A 17,885-nucleotide genomic window follows, 5' to 3' on the forward strand; every position below is an offset into this window, starting at 1 on the left:
CTCTAACTTCTATTCAATTTTTTAATAAATTTGTATTTCAAAGAAACATTAACAACTTAAAAATAAATCTCGCTTAATAATGCACAACGGGTATTATTAATAATTCTATCCTTAATTTGCTCCTTATTAATGTTCCAAGAATCTGGAACTAAATCTAATATTACATCTAATTTATTTTGACATTTTTCTGTGCAAAGGTAAAAATTTTCAACTAAGTTATTCACAATATCTGTTAATTTCCTGCTTTTACCAAATAATATTTTTGCAAGATCCGTCTTTATTATTGAATCGTCTTCTGTTAACTCTGCAATTCCATAATCAAGAAAACTTGTATTAAAAATATTAACATGGTCAATGGCATAGAAAAAATTTAATTTTTCTGGTGATACAAATAAAAGTAAATTAAAATTATTATGATTTCTATCTTCATTTGCGATCCATATGTCAAATAATGCAATTTTTAAAAAATCTTCTTTATCTGATAATTTGTCTCTAAATGATTTTTCTTCAAACATTGAAACAATGGAATAATCAATTTCTTTAGAATTCTCAAGATACAAGGAACCAAAACATTCTTTATCAAACCATGCTAATTGAAGTTGAGGAAATTTTTCATTGGGTATATGTTCAGGTTTTACCCTGATAAAAGTTGTTTCAGGAGTTTTAATTCCCCACAATTTTGCAAATTCAGACGCTATAAGTTCATTAAACAAATATTTCGGAAATCTATCATATTTACAAACCCAGTCTCTAAAATCTTCACAAGTAACTAGTAATGGGCTACTACCTTGTGTATCAAAAACTTTATGAATTTCTTCAATTGTTTGAAGTACTTGCATTGAATATTAAAATAAATGGAATAGAAGCAAATATATCAAAATAAAAACTTCGTACAACAGTACTTTCAAGAAATAGCGAAAAATCGGCTAAATTCACATTTTTCTTTCGCTAGTTTTTTTATCTTAGTGAAAAATTAAGCACTTACGAGGTTCGCCACTTCTTGGAGTTACGAAACGTTAGCTGTAATTATCGCAAAACTTTAACTAATACCTACTGAGGAAAACAAAAAATGAAATACATTACTTTTTTATTAATAATATTTTCCCTCAGTTCTTGCTGTAATAAAATGGAATTAACAGAAGAAGAAAGGTATTGGTGTCCGTATGAAAAAAACCAAATTTTAATTTTTAAAAGTAATCTAGGAAACTTTGACACCCTTCAAGTTGATTCAAGAGTAGAAGATTATACAAATAAGAATTGTAATTGTATTGAGGTTTCCTTCGAACAACTGAATTACATTGAAATTGGTTTTAGCCTAAAAAGCAAAACAAAAACTTTATTATACAGTTCTGTATCATTAATGAAAAACAATGATAGAAGTTTAAGTTATCCAGAACTAAGTTTTTTTGGATTGACCTCCGCTCCGTATTTGAATGGCAAACAAACAAAACCCAAAAAAATCAAACTTCAAGCTACTAACAAATTTTATGAGAATACTTATAAATTTGAAGAAAAAATTAATGCTCAAAATGTAGATGATGGATATCTTTCGTCTTTTTACTATGACAGAAAAAATGGTTTAGTTAAATATATTGCCAAAGACGGAGAAATATTTGAACTAATCAAAAAATGACTATAGCTAACAGCGGTTTCGAGTAAGTGAAGCTTTAAGGCTAAAAAAATATTGGCTTTGTGGTTGTAAACTTTATCTTAAATGGTTAGTTTTGAGAAACCAATCCTCACTTGTGCGAAGCTGGCATGATGTTGTACGTAATTAAAAAACAGAATTGAACTAAAGTTCAAAAACTAATGGTATTAAAATCAAAATCATACTTAAGCACAATTTTATTTGGTTTTTTTGGATGCACTTTTGCGATTTTATGGATAATAATTTTTACTAATTTCATAATCATTGGAAATAATTTTAGAGTTGCAAACCTAATTTTAATTCCAATTCTAATTATACCTTCTTGGATGTTATTTATTATTCAAGAGTTCTTGGATAGGCTAAAATTTTCAAAAGATGAAATTATAGTCTATAAAATATTGATATATAAATTTAAAAAAATTGATTGGAAAAGTTTAGATTATTGCTTCAATACAATTGAGCGTGGAAAAAGCGGTAGCTTTAAAGTATTGTATTTAGTAAAAAATAAAAGACTTGTCTTAAGAATATCTGAAAGTAATTACAAAAATTATAATGATATAAATAAATGCATTTCCTCAAACATTAAAAATAAAGGTTTTATAGAACTTAATTTTTTTGAATCTTTTAAATACTATACTAAAGGTAAGATTCTAAAACTATTGTAAAAGTATATTTAATTGATATATTCATTAATGAAAAAACTACGCCTAACAGCCATTTCAAGAAATAGCGAAAAATCGGCTAAATTCACATTTTTCTTTCTCTAGTTTTTTTATCTTAGTGAAAAATTAAGCACTTACGAGGTTCGCCACTTCTTGAAGTTACGAAACGTTACCAAAAAGTTTTAAAAACCAAAAGCTCAAAACATAATAACCACAAATAAAACAAAATATGAAAAAAACTTTATTACTATTCGTTATTTTAATTCCTTTAATGGTTTCTGCAAATTTTCACAAAGCAAAAATTACTTTTAATGATGGTACTTCAAAAAATGGATATATAGAATTACCAGAATATCCAGATGATTCAAAAATTAAATTCAAAGAAGAAGAAAAAGAGAAGACTGAAAAATATAAAATTGATGATGTTAATAGTTTTGAAATCATTAATGGTAAAAATGATATAATAAAATATATCACTCTAAAATTAGCAGATCAAGGTTTATTTAATCCAAAAAAAATAAAACCAGGTAACAAAAAAATTTGGGCACGAATTATTAAAGAAGGTAAAATTTCATTATATGCGGGTTATTATGCTTATAATCCAGGAACAAAAACAGGTGGCGGTGGAACATATTACATAAAAAGACAGAATGAAGATTTTGCTTTAATGTTAGATGAGTTTGGAGGTGACGGATTAAATGTATGTATGAATTGTTTTTCAAATTTAAAAAAGACACTAACCGCATATTTTGAAGAAGTTTGTCCACAGTTTTTAAAATCGTTGTCCAAAGAAGAATATAACAAAAAAGGTGTAACTTATTTCGTTGACTTGTATGAACAAAATTGTGGGAAATAACAAAACCTTCTGGAAACAATGGTTTGTGAAATATGGGTTTTAAGACTTACTTAATTTAATATTGATTTTGCACCAGTACGAAGCTTTTCGAGATTTCGTAAAACTTGGATTTTGAACAAGGCAAAACCATACTATAAGCCTTCTTCGTTATAGGTAAGTTTTCCGTAACAAACTGTATAAACAATAACAAAAATAAATAGAAATGGAATTTTTTAAAAAAAACATGTTTTTGTTAAGTCTAATTTCGGGCGCAATATCATATGTTTTTATTGCTTATCAACAAATTGGAATTAATAGAACTGTTGGATGGGCTTATCAAGATAAATACTTTAGCATAATTCTTTTACTACTTCTTTGCGCAATCTTTATTTTAATATTTGGTCTTTTAAAAATCACCAAAATTCAAACAAATAATCGACTTTCAATTATCAATATAATTTTAATATTTGTTTCATTAATTACTAATGAATTCATAAGTCATATTGCAGCAATTTTTATTAGTCTAACAAACTTTATGATATTTTTAGTGAATATTATTTTATCAATCAGAAATAGAAAACGTTATAAATATTAAACCTGCCATAACAGCGGTTTACGAAATTTGGGTGTGAGTGTTTATTGGAACAATCTATTTTTTATATTAGACTTAAGTCTTAATGGAAATCTAGGCAATATAAACCTATACTTTGAAAATACCTGTAAATTTGCGATAATTTTAAGAACCGACGTTAAAAATTTTAATCACTTATGAAAAAATATTTAAGTTATTTAATAGTCTTTTTATTAATTACATCTTGCAATGAAAATCTAAAAAGCAAAACCAACAAAAACGACACAGACATTGAAAACTTTTCTATGGAAGAAATGCCAAATAAAAACACAAAATATGACACAATTTATACTGTAAATTCTACTGATAATACAAAACTTATTCATGAGCTTAAAACAAAATTAGAGAAAGCAGATTTTACTTTTAAAGAACGAAAAAACAGAGGCGGATTTTCTTATAACAACTGTGAAGAAAATAGTGTAAAATTAATTCGCGGAAATGGAATTAGAAAATATTTTGCAAGAAGTAAAAAACCTGAAAAAGGAACCAAAGACTTTTATCCAGATTTTGTCATTTTGGTATACGAATTTCCAACGAATGCTATTGCCAAACAAAATTATGAGATACTTAATAAAGCACTAAATTCGGGAGGACGATTTTGTAATGGAAAATCACCTGAAAAACTAGTTATTAATGGAAATGAAGTTTTTTATTTAGGAACAAGGGCTGAAATGTTTCGAACTTACACGGAAAAATATGGTGAAATAATAAAAAACTACTACCGCTAACAAGGGTTTTGTACTATTGCAAGAAAAGTGCTAAATTGACGTTTCTCTTTCGCAAGAAATTTTATCTTTAACAGAAATTAAGTAATTCTGAAGATTGAAAATTCGCTCATTTCCAGAAATTTAAAAAATAAATATGTTGCCAAAATTCAAAACTTTACTAATCGTTTTTGCAATTGTATTCATTCTATTGCTAATTCCATTGCTAGCGATGCAATTTACTGATGAAGTCCATTGGACGGTATTTGATTTTATTGTTGCAGGTGTTTTACTTTTTACAACAGGTTTGGTTATTCAATTTGTTTTAAAAAAAGCAAAAAACACCAAGCATCGTATCTTGATTTGTGTCATTATTTTAATTTTACTTTTTTTGCTTTGGGCAGAACTTGCTGTAGGAATTTTTGGTAGTGCAGTGGCAGGAAATTAATAGTGTTTTATGAGAAGGTTTTTTTATACATTTTTAAGTTTTTTAGTTTTATGTATGTCATTTGGTCAAACAAAAAGCATAAAAGTAACTTATTTCTATCCGAAAGATTCTTTGCAATTCAATCGGCAATTTGAAGATTTGGAGTATAATTATGAAAATAAAACCTACGGCAAAACAACCATGATTGTACATTGCGAGAGTGCTTATGGTATTTTTGATTTTATCTTTAAAAAACAAATTTTGAAACTTTCAAGAATTCTTGATTATGAAAACACAAGTGTTTCGGAAGAGTTTGATTTTAAAACCCAAAAGTGGAAACGAACCAAAGATTCCAACCCATATCCAACCACAAATACCGAAGTAGTAGATTCAACTAATTTTAGCGAGCATAATTTGTATGCTTTAATTGTAGCTTACGATCACGGTGGTGTTATTCAAAAAGCTAAATTTCAAGATTTTGGAAATGAAGTATATTGGCCAGAATTTGATTATCCAAATTGCTCCATTTCTGATGAAAATAAAGATGGGATTCCAGAATTTTATTTGTCTTATTTAGGAAAAAGCGATGGCCTAGATGCCAAACCTTATAAACAAATTGTGTATACTTTTAACAAGAATAACATACAAAAAAGTAAAGCAACATCTTATTATCCGTCAGGAAATGAAGAAGATACCTATCACATAGAGTATGATGAAAATTGGAAAAAATTACCAAATGCTATCCAAAAGAAAAGTCAAAAGTTAATTAAAGACCACAAACTTCGATACGAAACGAATTAGAAACAACAAAACCTCGTTTAGAAATATACGAGGTTTTGTTTTTTATCTTCTAGTGTTAAAATAGTCTTCAAAAGCATAGCAATTTTTATTCGATAATTCATAGTATTCATCTTCTTGAACTTGCTTGAGTTTTTTATAATCTTCAGCAAGCCACAAGCAAAGGGCTTTAAATTTTTTTGCTTTTGCATGTTTATAAGCCAATCTATAATATTTTTTGGATAATAAGCTGTTTTGAAATTCAGCCTCATCTTCAGGAAAAGGTTCTACATCATATGCAGAAACACTATATCTTCGCATCATCCAAGAATTTCCACTTATAGTCATGTTTTTATATCCATTTGCAACTATAAAATAATAGTAATCTCTATTTTTCTCTTTCGTATTGTTGGCTTTATTAAGATATTCAATCAACTTGCGAGTGTAAGAAGTTTTGGTTACATAGAATGTTTCTTTATTTTTTATAAAATCAGGAGTGTAATTAAATTCAAAAAATGGATTTTTATCAAAACTATTGCTTCCATTACTATAAATGTTCCAGTTAGAATAATAATCATTCCAGTACTTTTTATCCACTTTTTTAAAGAACTCTAAGGCTTTGTTAAGATTATTTTGTCTAATATATTTTGTGCCTAATAAATCAAAAAGTCTCGATTTTTCATTAATAATCCTACTTTTCAACCATTCTTCAAAATGGCAATTAGTCTTTGTTATTTCTGCTTTCTTTATTATATTTTCTACTTGTTTCGGGGTATATAGTATGTCTACATATCCAAAATAATCATAAAAATAATCGCGATAAGAGCCACGCTTGTGCTTACGAGATTTCCAAGATATATTTGGCTGATAACTATCATAATAACTATTCCTATTAATATCGTTTACTTTAGAAAACAAAAATGCAGCATCAGTAGTATTTCCAAGATACTCTAACTCGCGTGCTATTGCAAATAAAAACTTTTTATTTTTTTTATTTTTTAACAAAATCGATTGAACTTCTTGCGTAATTATGGCTTTGTTATTTTGTTGATTAGCCGTTAGACTTAATGCTTTGATTATCTGAACATCTTTAAATAAACTATCTGTTGAAGTAAGTTTTTTTTCTAATAAATGAACTAGATTTAAACTTTTATCATACTTTTTAGTAATAAATGATAATTGCGCTTTACATACTTCTATTTGTACATTATTTAAATTGATAGAATTTAAAAATAATAATAGCTCATTAGCATACTTTCTATCGTTGTTAATTCTCTTTTCCAATGCTTGGTAAGAGAAAATACGATTTTCATTCCAATAGTCATTTCCTGAAATCGAAGGATTAAAATTGGTGTAATACGGTGTTAAAACCCAATCTTCTATTTTGTTTAGTTCTCTTAAAAGTATAAAAATATTAAAATCAGATTCTGGGTTCAATTCAAATGCTTTTTTGATATACTCCAAAGCTCTATCATGTTTTTTGGTAGCAGCAAAAGCATAAACATTGGCTTTCTCGGGTTTTGTTTTAGCATGTTTTAAAACTTCAGTAATTGGAACTTCTTTGTTATAAAATGAATATACTGGAAATCTTTTATCAGTAGCGTTTGCAAAAACCTGAGAGGTGAAAAAGTTTTGTAATGCTTTGTCTGGTTCAACTATGGCTCTAAAATACATAGACCAATAATTAATACTATTTAGATTATTATTAGTTATTGTGTTGTAAATACGAATTACATCTTTACTTAATCCGCCATAAAAAGCCATTCGTATTGCTAAAAATTTGTAGCGAAGTTTTAATTCCAAATTGTTCGTTTTCTCGGCAAATTTCAAAGCATCGTTTACTTTATTTTTAATAATTTTTATTTCAATAGTTTCTGTACGCTCCCAAGGGTCACTATAAAACATATTTGCAATTTCGCAAGACTTAGCAAATTTCAAGTAGTTGATAGCTTCAAAATCTTTTTGCTGGTATAAAAATGCAATCATTTTGTTACCGCTTTTTTGACTGAAATTTTGGATTGGAATTTTATAAACGGCTTCAATAATAGCATCAATTGGTACCTTTTTTTTACAGTATTCATACCAAAGTTTATCATTAGGCTCAATAATTAATTGCTCTTTTAATGAACTAGCATTATAATAATAATTAGCAGAGTAATGAAAGCCATCAAATAATTGACAATTAAAATGATTGCTGTCTAAAAATTGCATTCTAATATCTTCGCCATAGGGATAAAAACCACAAGCAAAAGAAAAACTATTTGCTAAAAGAAGTATATATACTATTAATTTCTTCATTGGTATATTTTTGAAGTGGTGCATCGTCTAAATGGAATAATGCAATGGTTGTTGTTGAATCAAAATCAATATTTTTCTTTAATAAAGCTATAGTTTTTTCAATGGTTTCTTTAGTAACTTGCTCATACTTTATTTTGTCGCCAATCCTAATGTAGTTTTCATCTACTTGAACATCTTCAGTTACTTCGTACCACAAATCATCTATCTTTTTCATATTTTTTATAAGATATTCATGATTGTTGTACATTACATTTTGAAATTGATTGTTTTGGTATAATTGCATCCAAGAATAAATTGGAAGAGCAATATCAACATGTAAAGGATATTTTGAAGTGCCTGATAAATATTTAGATAATTCCTCAATATCCAATATTGAATTTTGTTTAGGACTTTCTAGAGGGTTTAATAAATTATAACACATTAAGGTTACTTTATCAACAGGAGGAATCCCCATTTTTTCTCGATATTTGTATGGATACAAACGCAATGTGCAACTAATTTCTTTTGATGATATTGATTTTAATTTCTTTAAAAAGTAAAAATATTTGTCTTTAGACTTAATTGTCCAATCGCAGTCCATTTGGAATTCTTTTACTACAATTCCTTTTTCAAAGTCTTCTGTTCTATATTTATTAATAAGAAAATTAATATTGTCGGCAAGTAAATCCAATTCATTAAAAGAACTTTTTAAAAAAACTTCATTTTTGATAAAAACGGTAGGAACGATTTCAATAATAGTATCATATATATTCATTCTGTTTTTTGAAAACGGAATGTTGCCCATTAATTCATTATGCTCTACTTCAAAAAATTTGACATACAATTTTTTTGTATTCGTAGTTTTCAAAATAGAATCGGCTTGCTCCTGAAGTCTTGAATCACTTGTTTTCCAATAATAAAATGCTCGCTCTACATTTTTTATATTATTTTCATTTTTACATGAAAAAAGGATTACAGAAAGTAAAGCTAAAAACAGTGTTTTTTTCATTGGGTTAGTGATTTTTGGTTATAACGTAAATTTGTATTAAAATTATATATTATTTACTTAGTTTAATAAAAAACCTCGTTTATTTCTAAACGAGGTTTGAATACATTCACTTCGACTGTGCTCGGTGATATATTGTAAAAGTAATCTACTAATTCTTAACGGGTATATTCGCTAATATCTCGAGCAAGAACTTCCAAAACTTTTGCGAAGATGAAATACTCGCTCTTTCGTCTGGACTATGTGCCCCATGAATGGTTGGGCCAAACGAAATCATATCCATTTCGGGATAATTAGTGCCCAAAATACCACATTCTAAACCAGCATGACATGCTACTACACTAGGCTTAGAACCGTTTTGTTTTTCATAAATTTGTACCAAAAGGTTTAATATTTCAGAGTTTACATTGGGCGTCCAACCTGGATAGCTTCCGCCAAATTCTACTTCGCAACCAAACAATTCGTAAGCTGAACGCAGGGCATTGGCCAAATCAAATTTTGAACTTTCTACAGAAGAACGTGTTAAATTTTGAATCGAAATTTCACCATCTTTTACGATAACTCTTGCAATATTATTAGAAGTTTCTACCAAATCTGGCATATCGGCGCTCATGCGGTAAACGCCATTGTGAGCTGCATAAATCGCACGAAGTAAGCCTTCTTGAACGCCTAAATCCATCACTTTTGCAGGTAAATCTGACTTCTCAATTTCGATAGTCAAATTAGGTTCCATTGTTTTGAATTCGGCTTTAATATCGCTAATAACTTCTTGCATGTCAAACACAAAAGCTTCGTCATACATTGCAGCAACAATCACTTTAGCTACACTTTCTCTCGGAATCGCATTGCGCAGGCTTCCGCCAGAAATTTCACTAATTTGAAGCCCAAAATTTTCAAAGCCATCAAATAAAAGGCGATTCATGATTTTGTTGGCATTTCCTAAACCTTTGTGAATATCCATACCCGAGTGTCCGCCATTCAATCCTTTTACTGTAATGGTATAACCCACAGAGCCTTCGGGAGTTTCTTCTTCATGATAGGTTCTTGTAGCGGTTACATCAACCCCACCAGCACATCCTATATCTATTTCGTCGTCTTCTTCGGTATCGAGGTTTAATAGAATTTCTCCTTTTAAAATACCACCTTTTAAGTTTAAAGCACCTGTCATGCCTGTTTCTTCATCAATTGTAAAAAGTGCGTCAATGGCTGGATGCGGAATATCGGTATTTTCCAAAATGGCCATAATAGCCGCTACACCAAGCCCGTTATCTGCACCAAGCGTTGTTCCTTTTGCTTTCACCCAATCACCATCAACATACATATCAATACCTTGTGTATCAAAATCGAACGTTGTATCGTTGTTTTTTTGGTGTACCATATCCAAATGCCCTTGTAGCACAATGGTTTTACGATTTTCCATTCCTGGAGTTGCGGGTTTTCTGATGATTACGTTGTGTATTTCATCTTCAAAAGTTTCTAGTCCTAAACTAGTGCCAAAATTTTTCATAAATTCAATAACACGCTGTTCTTTTTTTGAAGGGCGTGGTACTGCATTCAAATCGGCAAATTTATTCCAAAGGGCTTTGGGCTCTAAATTTCTTATTTCTTGACTCATTAGGTTTGTTTTTTGCTACATAGTTCACAGATTTTGAAAACCTGTTTCATCTGAAGCTCGATTTATAAAATAGTAAAATACAAAGTTACAAAGTTTAGTTTCTTTGCAAATTGATTTGTGATTATATTTACATTTTTGTTTGTAATAATGAAAAGAAAATATTCTCTTACTTTATTCTTAATCTTTCAAATTGTTTTTCTGAAAGTGATAGCCTTTTTTCCTGAAATAATTGAACAAATTTACAGCAATGGTTTGTATGTGTATATTTCGAAAATAACAAGAACAGTTTTTGGTAAAATTCCTTTTTCGGTAGGTGATATTGTGTATGTTTTTTTTATTTTTTATTTGTTAATACAACTTTGGAAAACAAGAAAATCATGGCGACTACAATGGAAAAAGAATGTGTTGAATGTTGTAAATGTTGTGTCGGTGGCTTATTTTTTGTTTCATTTTTTGTGGGCGTTTAACTATTACCGCGTTCCGCTACATAAAAAAATGAATGTAAACAACGAGTATACGAACACTCAATTAATTGCCTTTACAGAGAAACTTATTGCTAAAACCAATGAAATTCAGGTGAAATTGACACACAATAAACTTAAAAAAGTTGTACCCACGTATACCATTTCTCATATTGATAGTATTACACAACAAGGCTACGATAATTTGGCAAAAAAATACCCTAATTTGAGCTATACCATAAGTAGTAGAAAGCAGTCTTTGTTAAGTGTACCGCTTATCTATATGGGTTTTAGTGGGTATTTTAATCCTTTTACAGGAGAAGCACAAGTAAATAATAAACTGCCTTTGTACACTTACCCCAATGTATTATGTCATGAAATGGCACATCAGCTTGGCTATGGAAGCGAAGCAGAATGCAATTTCATCGGTTTTTTAGCGGGTATAGATACTGACGATTTGTATTGTCAATATTCGGCATTGAGTAACGCTTTAAACTATTGTATGAATACGATTGCTGAAGATGATGTAAAATCCTTTCAACAATTAAAATCTAAAATTAACCAAGGTGTTTTACAAAACTATAAAGAAACAAAACTTTTTTGGCAACAGTATGATAGTTTTATAGACAAAGGTTTCCATGCCTTTTACGACCAATATTTAAAAGTAAATCAACAAAAAGATGGCATAAAGAGTTATAGTAAATATGTAGGCTTATTGATTAATTATTATACAATCTATCAACTTTAAAGTTGGTTATTTAGTCATAAATCGGTTTTTTAGACTTTAGCCAAATCGCAAGACTGAAAATCCCCAAAGCAGTCGATAATGAATAAAATAGTATACTATTTAAAAGTGTATGCGATTTTAATTCGTCATAATAATTGGTATCATATCCATAAATATATCCAAGAACAAGATGAATTAAAAAAAATGCAACAACTAACGAAATAGCCGACACTAAGACTGAAAAAAATATTTTTTCAGAAGCAATTAGTTTATCGTTTGGAAATACATAGATAAGCAAGTTAAAAAATGTTACCAATAGGTAAATAAATATTGGCGAAGCTTTATAGTAATTTCCATTAAAAGGAGAATCTACATAAAAAGTGCATAAAATAATAGCGAAAATAATCACTATTAATCGGTATTTTATAAGCTTTTTATACATATCAAATAGTGTGATTACAGTAATGTTTTTTTAGAATAATAAATAAAAACTACACTTCGTCGCTTGTAAACGTTACAAAACTTTTCTTTTTGTAAGGTCTAACAATCAATCTGCCTTCTCTATCGTAGCGAACATAATTGTATACCCAGTTCATAAATACAACCGCTTTGTTTTTAAAACCAATTAATGAAAATAAATGCACAAACATCCATACAAACCAAGCAAAAAAGCCACTAAAATGGTATTTAGGTAAATCGACAACGGCTAAGTTTCGCCCAATAGTTGCCATAGAACCTTTGTCGTGATATACAAACGGTTTTGTGGGCTTGCCAGCAATATACTTTGGTAAATTTTCTGCCAACAAAGCGGCTTGTTGCATAGCGGGTTGCGCCATCATGGGGTGACCTTGTGGGTATTGAGTTGTTTCCATACAAGCAATGTCGCCGAGCGCAAAAATATTGTCGTACCCTTTTACGAGATTTATTTCGTTTACTTTAATTCTTTCTACTCGATCTACCAATGCATCGGCTTTAAGCCCATGTATAGCGGCTCCTTGCACACCTGCTGTCCAGATTACGGTTGCTGTATCAAAAACAATATCGGTATTGGTGGTTACAGTCCGGCCATCATAGTTGGTAACTCTGAGGTTTTTGTACACTTTTACACCTAAATTTTCTAAAAACTTTTCGGAGGCTATCGATGATTTTTCACTCATTGTGTTGAGTACTCTATCGTTGCTTTGTATAAGGTTAATTTGCATTTTTTGAATATCCAAATCGGGATAATCTTTTTGCAAAATTTCTTTTTTCATCTCTGCCAAAGCTCCTGCAAGTTCTACACCTGTTGGGCCTGCACCAACCAAAACAAAGTTCATCAATGCGTTTCGTTCGTTTACATCTTTTGTTAAAACAGCTTGCTCAAAATTTTCAAGAATAAAACTTCGTATGTTTAACGATTGCGGAATGGTTTTCATAGACATCGCATTGCGCTCTATTTCTTTGTTTCCAAAAAAATTAGTCTTGGATCCTGTGGCAATTACTAAATAATCATAACGCAATTCTCCAATTTCTGATATGATTTTATGGTTTTGGGTATCGATTTCTTTTACAGAAGTCATTCTAAAATAAAAATTTGAAAACCCCTGAATTACTTTTCGTAAAGGATAAGCAATAGAGCCAGCTTCGAGCCCTCCTGTAGCTACTTGATACAACAAGGGTTGAAAAGTATGGTAGTTTTGTTTGTCTATCAATACGACTTGAAATCCTTTATGGTTGAGTTTTTGAGCGATAGTAACGCCTGCAAAACCGCCTCCTATAATTACAATTCTTTTTTGACTACTATCGGGAATGTTCATATACAGATACTTATTTGTTATTAAAGGTTGTATAATACGCTAGTTAAACTTTGTTTTGAGCACTTTGTTGTATAATACTTTTTCGTGTAGCGATTTTATATACTTTTATAAATTGAAACAATTACAACTACCATGTGTATATTAAACAAGGGTAGTGTAGCATAATTTTTTCAAAGGTAATGTTTTTCATTTTTTTGTAATAAAAATCTTGAGTATCATTGTAACAATATAGAAGATTATCTTACCAATAGATAGCAATTTACGTTATGGAACAACAATTTGTATCTTTATTAAAAGAAAATCAGAACCTTATACACAAAGTATGTAGGCTGTATACTTGTACAGAAGATACACATAAAGATTTGTTTCAGGAAATAACAATACAATTATGGAAAGCATATCCAAAATTTAGAGGCGAGGCAAAATTTTCTACTTGGGCCTATAGAGTAGCGCTCAATACAGCTATAACACTGTATAGAAAAGATGTTAAACAAGTAAAAACAACAGAATACGAAAAGTGTAGTTTTTTTATCAGTCAGGAAGAATACAACCCCGAAGAGGAAGAACAATTAAAGTTGATGTACAAAGCCATTCATCAGCTTAATGATATTGAAAAAGCATTGGTTTTTATGTATTTGGAAGATAAAGATTATACAGAAATAGCAGAAACGCTAGGTATTTCTGAAGTAAACGCAAGAGTAAAAATGAATAGAATAAAAGGTAAATTAAAAAAAATATTAAATCCGTAATATAAAAAGTGATTATGAAAGAGTTGGATTTATTAAAAAAAGACTGGCAAAAAACACAGTCGCAGTTTAAAGAAGTTAGCGAAAACGAAATTTACAGCATGATCCATAAAAAATCGTCATCTGTTGTAAAGTGGATTTTAATTGTGAGTATTATAGAATTTGTGGTGCTTAATGGGATAGGATTGTTTTTAAGTGATGATTTTACTAAAAAATTTACCGAATTGCATCCTTACTTAAATATTTTTGAAAAAGTAAATTATTTAATTGTTTTAGGTTTTATTTATTTGTTTTACAGAAACTACAAATCAATATCGGTAGTAGATTCTTCTAAAAGACTTATTGAAGCCATATTGAATACCAGAAAAATTGTAAATATTTATATTATTTGGAATATAGCTATTGGTAGCTTTTTTGGTGTTTTTGGTGCTATAGATGGTTTTACAGCCGCTTACAGTAAAAACAATAGCCTAAAAGCACATATAGAACCTGTTACTATGGCAATTTCGGTAGCCGTTTCTTTACTAATTATAATCCCTATAATTTGGGTGTTTTATAAACTTGTATATGGGTGGTTACTGCGAAATTTATCTAAAAACTACGAAGAATTGAAAAAAATTAATTTAGAAAATTAATAATTCTTTCTCCAATGGCGTAATTTGTTTAACTCTTCTTTTTCGTTGATTTCTTCTGCCGAAACTACTTTTAAAAACGAAGAATGTTGCTCTATAGCTATTTCTATTTTTTCTACAATTTCGTCAATGCTTTCATTGTCATAATCAATTTGTAAAGGCTCTTTGATTACCATAGATTGCAATATGTTTTTCTTTTTTATACGCAATCCTTTTTTATCAAAAGCACGTCTAAAGCCATCTATTACAATTGGTACAACAATAGGTTTGTGTTGTTTTATTATGTGGGCTGTTCCTTTTCTTACGGGTTTGAAAGACTTGGTTGTGCCCTGCGGAAATGTAATAACCCAACCGTCTGAAAGTGCTACTTTAATATTTTCAGTATCGTTTAGATTTACTTCTCGCTGAATATCTTTTCCTTTGGCTCTCCAAGTGCGCTCTACAGTTATGGCTCCAGCATAGGCTAAAATACGAGGTAGCAAACCTTCTCGCATAGTTTCACTAGCAGCTACATAGTAAATATTGAGTTTGGGCTGCCATATATATCCAATGTTTTTAATGTTATCGGCTCTACCTTTAAGGCTGGCATTAAATACATGAAACATAGCCACTACATCAGCAAAATAAGTTTGGTGATTGGAAATGAACAACACATTTCTATCGGGTAATGCTCTTATTATTTCAGAACCATCTATTTTTAGTTCATTAAAACCTCTGTATCTTTTGTGTGTAATGATACCAAAAATTCGAATGAGCCACTTTTTTAAAAATAATATATGTCCAAATGGATTTCTTCTAAATAATCCCATGAAATTTTCAAATTAAAAACCCCAAAGTTACAAAAACCTTATCAAAGGCTCAACATCATTTCTCTAAGCTCATTTAAAATCATAGCGGTGGCTCCCCAAATAATATTATTCTGATATATAAAACAAGGTACTTGAATGTTTTTTGCATAGCTGGTAGAAATCTCTGTTTCGGTAATTACATCAGGTTGTAATAAATAGTCTAGAGGTATGTGTAACGTGCTTACAACCTCTCTAGGGTTTAAATTAAATTTAACGTTTGATGTAGTATAAGCCAAAAATGGAAATACCCAAAAATTACTTGGCGGAATATATAATTTTGATAAAGGTTTCAATACGCTGTATTCGTAGGGCATAATACCTATTTCTTCCCATGCTTCTCTTTGTGCTGTGCTTTGCAAATTTTCGTCTGTAGGGTCTACTTTACCACCAGGAAAAGCAAATTGATTGGAGTGTACGCCGTCATAACTATTTCTTTTTATAAGCGTAACATACATTTTATTTTGTATCGGATTAAGCAGTACCAAAACAGCTGCTTCTTTGGCATTTACAATAGCACCTAAGTTTTCATTAAGAGCTTTTTGCCGTTCTACAGACATAATTTTTTGATGCGCATTAGGTAATAAGGATGCAGATTGCAAATTACTTATTATATTTGAAAATTCTGTTAAAAGCATAATACGTATAATGTATGTATAGTAAAGAAGAAGCACAAAAAATTAAAAAGGATTTTTGGATTGCATTTGCCCAAAAGTATCCTAGAAAATGGTTGCTTTACAATACCAAAATTAAGGATTTTAGTTTTAAGTTTGATGTAGATAATAAAAACGCTGAAGTTAGCCTTGTTATAGAAAATAAAGAAGACGAATTGCGGAGAATTTATTTTGAAAAAATAGTTTCGTTAAAAACCATTTTGTTAGAAGATTATTTGCCCGAAGCCTTGTTTTATGAAAATTTTTACTTGCCCACCGGAAAAATAATTAACAAAATAAGTTGTAGTATCTCAAATATAAGCGTAAACAACCAAGCAACATGGGATATTGTTTTTGATTTTTTTGCCGAAAAAATGACTCAATTTGAATTGTTTTTCTATGAGTATGAAGATTATATCCGAGATTTAGAAATCAATACCTAATCTTTGTAATTATACACAAGTGCAAAGCTATTTTACTTTGTTTAGGTAATAGTTTTTTTGAACTTTTTTGCTAGAAGCACTGCCGAGTTGTTGTATAACCAATATGTTATTTTTCTTTTTAAAATAAGCTATCGTTTTTGGAAAATCTTTCTTCGGATTTTCAAAATTCAACAAGCTATCTTGCTCTTCTGTAAGTTGGTATTGCACTTCATTATCATTATTTTCGCCCTTAGTGGTAGTGCTGTAAATAAGATGTTTGTCTACTTGCATGAGTTGCATGGTTTCGTTGTGTACCGTATCTTTTTCATTAATAATAAAGTATGAATGACCTACAAATGTGCTGTCGTCTAGCAGTTCCCATTTTTCTGTAAGTATACCCAAACTATCACTTTTTTGCCATTCGCCCAAAAGCCATTTTGATTTTTCAAGCTCTTCGTAAGTTTTTATTTCATTGCCATGAATGTCATATTTTTTACAAGAAAAAACAAATACCGCCACTATTATAATTACTAAATATCTCATTATTTTGATTTTTTCATTGGAAAATATTCTTGCACTTTTTTTCCATTTTGTTTGCCTTCTATACTCGCTACAATACTATCGGTAGTTGCTTTTTTATAAACTATTTTAGTAGGAAAATCGTGTTTTGGATTTTCAAATGTAAGTTGATTCTCGGAATTTTGTGTTAAATAAAACACAACAGGTTTTTCTTTATTTTGATTGCGCACAGAAACAATCATATACAAACTATCTTTTTTTTGTTTCAACCGAACTTGTTCGTAAAAAACAGTATCTTTTTTTACCAAAATAAAACTTTCAGCTTGATAGAGAGAGTCATTTACACGTTGCCATTTTTCATAAAAATCTCCCATATCAGATTTGTTTTCCCAAGATCCTAAAAACCAGTTTGCTTTTTCCACTAAAGATTTTTTACCTATCAAATTAGGGCTTACGGTTTCGTTTTTGCAAGATAAAAAGCAAAACAAAATAACAATATAGA

Annotated in this window: 20 protein-coding genes; 10 read left to right on the forward strand and 10 right to left on the reverse strand. The window is 29.7% G+C overall.

The window, feature by feature from the left end; genetic code table 11:
• Window positions 1-56: 56 nt before the first annotated feature.
• Complete coding sequence (locus tag Q361_RS09000) at window positions 57-839, reverse strand: HipA family kinase (protein ID WP_103726398.1); 783 nt, start codon at window positions 837-839, stop codon at window positions 57-59.
• Window positions 840-1,126: 287 nt separating this feature from the next.
• Here Q361_RS09000 and Q361_RS09005 point away from each other — a divergent pair, with 287 nt between their 5' ends.
• The 6 genes from Q361_RS09005 to Q361_RS09035 all read left to right on the forward strand — a co-directional run bounded on the left by Q361_RS09005 (window position 1,127) and on the right by Q361_RS09035 (window position 5,708).
• Window positions 1,127-1,633: a hypothetical protein gene (locus Q361_RS09005; protein ID WP_103726399.1), complete on the forward strand. Its 507-nt coding sequence runs from the start codon at window positions 1,127-1,129 to the stop codon at window positions 1,631-1,633.
• Between the two features lie 176 nt (window positions 1,634-1,809).
• Complete coding sequence (locus Q361_RS09010; RefSeq protein ID WP_146046997.1) at window positions 1,810-2,313, forward strand: hypothetical protein; 504 nt, start codon at window positions 1,810-1,812, stop codon at window positions 2,311-2,313.
• A 226-nt stretch (window positions 2,314-2,539) separates the two neighbouring features.
• On the forward strand, window positions 2,540-3,166 hold the full coding sequence (locus tag Q361_RS09015) for a hypothetical protein (protein WP_146046998.1): 627 nt from the start codon (window positions 2,540-2,542) through the stop codon (window positions 3,164-3,166).
• Between the two features lie 747 nt (window positions 3,167-3,913).
• Window positions 3,914-4,504, forward strand: coding sequence for a hypothetical protein (locus Q361_RS09025; RefSeq protein ID WP_211290373.1), 591 nt, complete (start codon window positions 3,914-3,916; stop codon window positions 4,502-4,504).
• A gap of 133 nt (window positions 4,505-4,637) precedes the next feature.
• Window positions 4,638-4,928, forward strand: a complete 291-nt coding sequence (locus tag Q361_RS09030; protein WP_103726403.1) for a hypothetical protein — start codon at window positions 4,638-4,640, stop codon at window positions 4,926-4,928.
• A 54-nt stretch (window positions 4,929-4,982) separates the two neighbouring features.
• Window positions 4,983-5,708, forward strand: coding sequence for a hypothetical protein (locus Q361_RS09035; RefSeq protein WP_103726404.1), 726 nt, complete (start codon window positions 4,983-4,985; stop codon window positions 5,706-5,708).
• A gap of 42 nt (window positions 5,709-5,750) precedes the next feature.
• On the opposite strand, the gene Q361_RS09040 is transcribed toward Q361_RS09035, so the two are convergent.
• From Q361_RS09040 to Q361_RS09050, 3 genes are all read right to left on the reverse strand, one after another.
• Window positions 5,751-7,982, reverse strand: a complete 2,232-nt coding sequence (locus tag Q361_RS09040) for a hypothetical protein (protein ID WP_103726405.1) — start codon at window positions 7,980-7,982, stop codon at window positions 5,751-5,753.
• Window positions 7,942-8,970, reverse strand: coding sequence for a hypothetical protein (locus Q361_RS09045; RefSeq protein WP_103726406.1), 1,029 nt, complete (start codon window positions 8,968-8,970; stop codon window positions 7,942-7,944). The genes Q361_RS09040 and Q361_RS09045 overlap by 41 nt, the downstream gene beginning before the upstream one ends.
• A gap of 148 nt (window positions 8,971-9,118) precedes the next feature.
• Entirely contained in the window at window positions 9,119-10,582 is a 1,464-nt protein-coding gene (locus Q361_RS09050; protein WP_103726407.1) for an aminoacyl-histidine dipeptidase, read from the reverse strand.
• Window positions 10,583-10,729: 147 nt separating this feature from the next.
• On the opposite strand from Q361_RS09050, the gene Q361_RS09055 reads away from it, so the two are divergent.
• Window positions 10,730-11,791, forward strand: a complete 1,062-nt coding sequence (locus tag Q361_RS09055) for a DUF3810 domain-containing protein (RefSeq protein ID WP_103726408.1) — start codon at window positions 10,730-10,732, stop codon at window positions 11,789-11,791.
• Window positions 11,792-11,801: 10 nt separating this feature from the next.
• Here the strand turns inward: Q361_RS09055 and Q361_RS09060 are convergent, their stop codons facing one another.
• Together Q361_RS09060 and Q361_RS09065 are read right to left on the reverse strand one after the other, a co-directional pair.
• Window positions 11,802-12,212, reverse strand: a complete 411-nt coding sequence (locus tag Q361_RS09060) for a hypothetical protein (protein WP_103726409.1) — start codon at window positions 12,210-12,212, stop codon at window positions 11,802-11,804.
• 49 nt (window positions 12,213-12,261) lie between these two features.
• Window positions 12,262-13,566, reverse strand: coding sequence for an NAD(P)/FAD-dependent oxidoreductase (locus Q361_RS09065; protein WP_103726410.1), 1,305 nt, complete (start codon window positions 13,564-13,566; stop codon window positions 12,262-12,264).
• 266 nt (window positions 13,567-13,832) lie between these two features.
• On the opposite strand from Q361_RS09065, the gene Q361_RS09070 reads away from it, so the two are divergent.
• A complete protein-coding gene (locus tag Q361_RS09070; RefSeq protein ID WP_103726411.1) occupies window positions 13,833-14,315 on the forward strand; it encodes an RNA polymerase sigma factor in 483 nt (160 codons plus the stop codon).
• 14 nt (window positions 14,316-14,329) lie between these two features.
• A complete protein-coding gene (locus tag Q361_RS09075) occupies window positions 14,330-14,947 on the forward strand; it encodes a hypothetical protein (RefSeq protein ID WP_103726412.1) in 618 nt (205 codons plus the stop codon).
• Here the strand turns inward: Q361_RS09075 and Q361_RS09080 are convergent.
• Complete coding sequence (locus tag Q361_RS09080) at window positions 14,944-15,753, reverse strand: lysophospholipid acyltransferase family protein (protein WP_103726413.1); 810 nt, start codon at window positions 15,751-15,753, stop codon at window positions 14,944-14,946. The genes Q361_RS09075 and Q361_RS09080 overlap by 4 nt on opposite strands.
• Before the next feature lie 41 nt (window positions 15,754-15,794).
• Complete coding sequence (locus Q361_RS09085) at window positions 15,795-16,349, reverse strand: NUDIX hydrolase (RefSeq protein ID WP_169929288.1); 555 nt, start codon at window positions 16,347-16,349, stop codon at window positions 15,795-15,797.
• Window positions 16,350-16,441: 92 nt separating this feature from the next.
• Here Q361_RS09085 and Q361_RS09090 point away from each other — a divergent pair, with 92 nt between their 5' ends.
• Complete coding sequence (locus tag Q361_RS09090; protein WP_103726415.1) at window positions 16,442-16,885, forward strand: DUF4268 domain-containing protein; 444 nt, start codon at window positions 16,442-16,444, stop codon at window positions 16,883-16,885.
• A gap of 27 nt (window positions 16,886-16,912) precedes the next feature.
• On the opposite strand, the gene Q361_RS09095 is transcribed toward Q361_RS09090, so the two are convergent.
• Window positions 16,913-17,407 (reverse strand): DUF6265 family protein, encoded by a 495-nt coding sequence (locus tag Q361_RS09095; protein WP_103726416.1) that lies wholly within the window; start codon window positions 17,405-17,407, stop codon window positions 16,913-16,915.
• Window positions 17,407-17,805, reverse strand: coding sequence for a DUF6265 family protein (locus Q361_RS09100; RefSeq protein WP_146047000.1), 399 nt, complete (start codon window positions 17,803-17,805; stop codon window positions 17,407-17,409). The genes Q361_RS09095 and Q361_RS09100 overlap by 1 nt, the downstream gene beginning before the upstream one ends.
• Window positions 17,806-17,885: the final 80 nt, after the last annotated feature.

Origin of the sequence: Flavobacterium croceum DSM 17960, assembly GCF_002917885.1 — a bacterium.
Classification (GTDB): Bacteria; Bacteroidota; Bacteroidia; order Flavobacteriales; family Flavobacteriaceae; genus Flavobacterium; species Flavobacterium croceum.

What these genes read in the sequence shown, in the direction of transcription:
- Q361_RS09075 (WP_103726412.1), top strand. Translation starts at nt 14,330, where the DNA reads ATGAAAGAGTTGGATTTATTAAAAAAAGACTGGCAAAAAACACAGTCG.
- Q361_RS09060 (WP_103726409.1), bottom strand. Translation starts at nt 12,212, where the DNA reads ATGTATAAAAAGCTTATAAAATACCGATTAATAGTGATTATTTTCGCT.
- Q361_RS09050 (WP_103726407.1), bottom strand. Translation starts at nt 10,582, where the DNA reads ATGAGTCAAGAAATAAGAAATTTAGAGCCCAAAGCCCTTTGGAATAAA.
- Q361_RS09065 (WP_103726410.1), bottom strand. Translation starts at nt 13,566, where the DNA reads ATGAACATTCCCGATAGTAGTCAAAAAAGAATTGTAATTATAGGAGGC.
- Q361_RS09085 (WP_169929288.1), bottom strand. Translation starts at nt 16,349, where the DNA reads ATGTCTGTAGAACGGCAAAAAGCTCTTAATGAAAACTTAGGTGCTATT.
- Q361_RS09045 (WP_103726406.1), bottom strand. Translation starts at nt 8,970, where the DNA reads ATGAAAAAAACACTGTTTTTAGCTTTACTTTCTGTAATCCTTTTTTCA.
- Q361_RS09025 (WP_211290373.1), top strand. Translation starts at nt 3,914, where the DNA reads ATGAAAAAATATTTAAGTTATTTAATAGTCTTTTTATTAATTACATCT.
- Q361_RS09040 (WP_103726405.1), bottom strand. Translation starts at nt 7,982, where the DNA reads ATGAAGAAATTAATAGTATATATACTTCTTTTAGCAAATAGTTTTTCT.
- Q361_RS09030 (WP_103726403.1), top strand. Translation starts at nt 4,638, where the DNA reads ATGTTGCCAAAATTCAAAACTTTACTAATCGTTTTTGCAATTGTATTC.
- Q361_RS09010 (WP_146046997.1), top strand. Translation starts at nt 1,810, where the DNA reads ATGGTATTAAAATCAAAATCATACTTAAGCACAATTTTATTTGGTTTT.
- Q361_RS09035 (WP_103726404.1), top strand. Translation starts at nt 4,983, where the DNA reads ATGTCATTTGGTCAAACAAAAAGCATAAAAGTAACTTATTTCTATCCG.
- Q361_RS09090 (WP_103726415.1), top strand. Translation starts at nt 16,442, where the DNA reads ATGTATAGTAAAGAAGAAGCACAAAAAATTAAAAAGGATTTTTGGATT.
- Q361_RS09095 (WP_103726416.1), bottom strand. Translation starts at nt 17,407, where the DNA reads ATGAGATATTTAGTAATTATAATAGTGGCGGTATTTGTTTTTTCTTGT.
- Q361_RS09015 (WP_146046998.1), top strand. Translation starts at nt 2,540, where the DNA reads ATGAAAAAAACTTTATTACTATTCGTTATTTTAATTCCTTTAATGGTT.
- Q361_RS09080 (WP_103726413.1), bottom strand. Translation starts at nt 15,753, where the DNA reads ATGGGATTATTTAGAAGAAATCCATTTGGACATATATTATTTTTAAAA.
- Q361_RS09005 (WP_103726399.1), top strand. Translation starts at nt 1,127, where the DNA reads ATGGAATTAACAGAAGAAGAAAGGTATTGGTGTCCGTATGAAAAAAAC.
- Q361_RS09000 (WP_103726398.1), bottom strand. Translation starts at nt 839, where the DNA reads ATGCAAGTACTTCAAACAATTGAAGAAATTCATAAAGTTTTTGATACA.
- Q361_RS09055 (WP_103726408.1), top strand. Translation starts at nt 10,730, where the DNA reads ATGAAAAGAAAATATTCTCTTACTTTATTCTTAATCTTTCAAATTGTT.
- Q361_RS09070 (WP_103726411.1), top strand. Translation starts at nt 13,833, where the DNA reads ATGGAACAACAATTTGTATCTTTATTAAAAGAAAATCAGAACCTTATA.